Source organism: Gilliamella sp. App2-1, from assembly GCF_001690255.1.
Classification (GTDB): Bacteria; Pseudomonadota; Gammaproteobacteria; order Enterobacterales; family Orbaceae; genus Gilliamella; species Gilliamella apicola_G.
The window spans coordinates 1-1,716 of the sequence record NZ_LZGR01000060.1; the positions used below are offsets into that span (position 1 = coordinate 1).

2 protein-coding genes are annotated in these 1,716 nt (G+C 37.8%); both read left to right on the plus strand.

From position 1 onward, the window contains the following. On the plus strand, positions 1-663 hold a 663-nt coding region (locus A9G22_RS11405), incomplete at its 5' end, for a DUF6708 domain-containing protein (protein WP_218058784.1). Between the two features lie 82 nt (positions 664-745). Then, positions 746-1,570 carry a DUF6708 domain-containing protein gene (locus tag A9G22_RS08275; protein WP_075508092.1) on the plus strand — a complete coding sequence of 275 codons (825 nt, stop codon included), beginning with the start codon at positions 746-748 and terminating at the stop codon, positions 1,568-1,570. Positions 1,571-1,716: the final 146 nt, after the last annotated feature.

The window sequence follows — 1,716 nt, forward strand, 5'->3', positions numbered from 1 at the left end:
TATTTTGTTGCTATTATTTGTGGGAGTGGAGCTATCATTGGATGTCTTTGGTTGTTGGTACACCATGATAGCTCTAAAATAGAATTTATTGATATAGTAGTAATTTTGGGTTTTATTATCTGTTGTCTCGCTATGTATTATGTTATTCCCCAAGTGTATCATTATCTATTTTCCCGTCGTGGTAGTCCCATTATATTTAACCGTAAAACGGGTAAAGTCTATGTCAACGAAAGTGACTTTTTTAACTTTAAGTTTTTACGGCATCCTGCGGTATTTTTACAACCGAAAAAACGCCGTATAAAAGAGTATGATTGGGATGATTTGCATGGTGTTATTATCCATAATATGTCGCGTAATGCCTTAACCTCGACCGTATTAATGGTGTGCCAACCGGGAACGCATCAAGTGATTGATCATATCATGTTAGATCCCATTCGAGCCGGCGCAGGGAGCACATTTGTTTGGGGTTGGATTAATAGTTTTATGGTCTTTTATAAATCAGCCAATATCGATGATGGCGAATATAAATCAGATCAAGAAGCGGAATTTAAAGCCCATAGGATTGACGGTCAAGGCTGGCCAGAATGGATGATTGAAGCGTTTAATGCCACATCATTAGAAGAGTTAGCTGAAATTAAACAACGGCACAATATAACGGAATAGCTAAGATAATGACGAAATCCCACTTATCATAAATCGCAGCAGTAACCCATTTCACGATGAATAAATAAAAAGGAGAGTCATCATGCCATCAAAATACCGCCCACAAATTTTTGGTTGGTTTGGCGATCTAGATAAAGGCCCTTATAGTGTGCCCCTGCATGATCGTCGCTTAAGCTATGCCAATAATAACTACTGTGCCTTTATTCGTCAGGATCTCAATGATCAGATTTTTTATGCTTGCCTTTATTTTGTTGCTATTATTTGTGGGAGTGGAGCTATCATTGGATGTCTTTGGTTGTTGGTACACCATGATAGCTCTAAAATAGAATTTATTGATATAGTAGTAATTTTGGGTTTTATTATCTGTTGTCTCGCTATGTATTATGTTATTCCCCAAGTGTATCATTATCTATTTTCCCGTCGTGGTAGTCCCATTATATTTAACCGTAAAACGGGTAAAGTCTATGTCAACGAAAGTGACTTTTTTAACTTTAAGTTTTTACGGCATCCTGCGGTATTTTTACAACCGAAAAAACGCCGTATAAAAGAGTATGATTGGGATGATTTGCATGGTGTTATTATCCATAATATGTCGCGTAATGCCTTAACCTCGACCGTATTAATGGTGTGCCAACCGGGAACGCATCAAGTGATTGATCATATCATGTTAGATCCCATTCGAGCCGGCGCAGGGAGCACATTTGTTTGGGGTTGGATTAATAGTTTTATGGTCTTTTATAAATCAGCCAATATCGATGATGGCGAATATAAATCAGATCAAGAAGCGGAATTTAAAGCCCATAGGATTGACGGTCAAGGCTGGCCAGAATGGATGATTGAAGCGTTTAATGCCACATCATTAGAAGAGTTAGCTGAAATTAAACAACGGCACAATATAACGGAATAGCTAAGATAATGACGAAATCCCACTTATCATAAATCGCAGCAGTAACCCATTTCACGATGAATAAATAAAAAGGAGAGTCATCATGCCATCAAAATACCGTCCACAAATTTTTGGTTGGTTTGGCGATCTAGATAAAGGCCCTTATA

What these genes read in the sequence shown, in the direction of transcription:
- A9G22_RS08275 (WP_075508092.1), top strand. Translation starts at nt 746, where the DNA reads ATGCCATCAAAATACCGCCCACAAATTTTTGGTTGGTTTGGCGATCTA.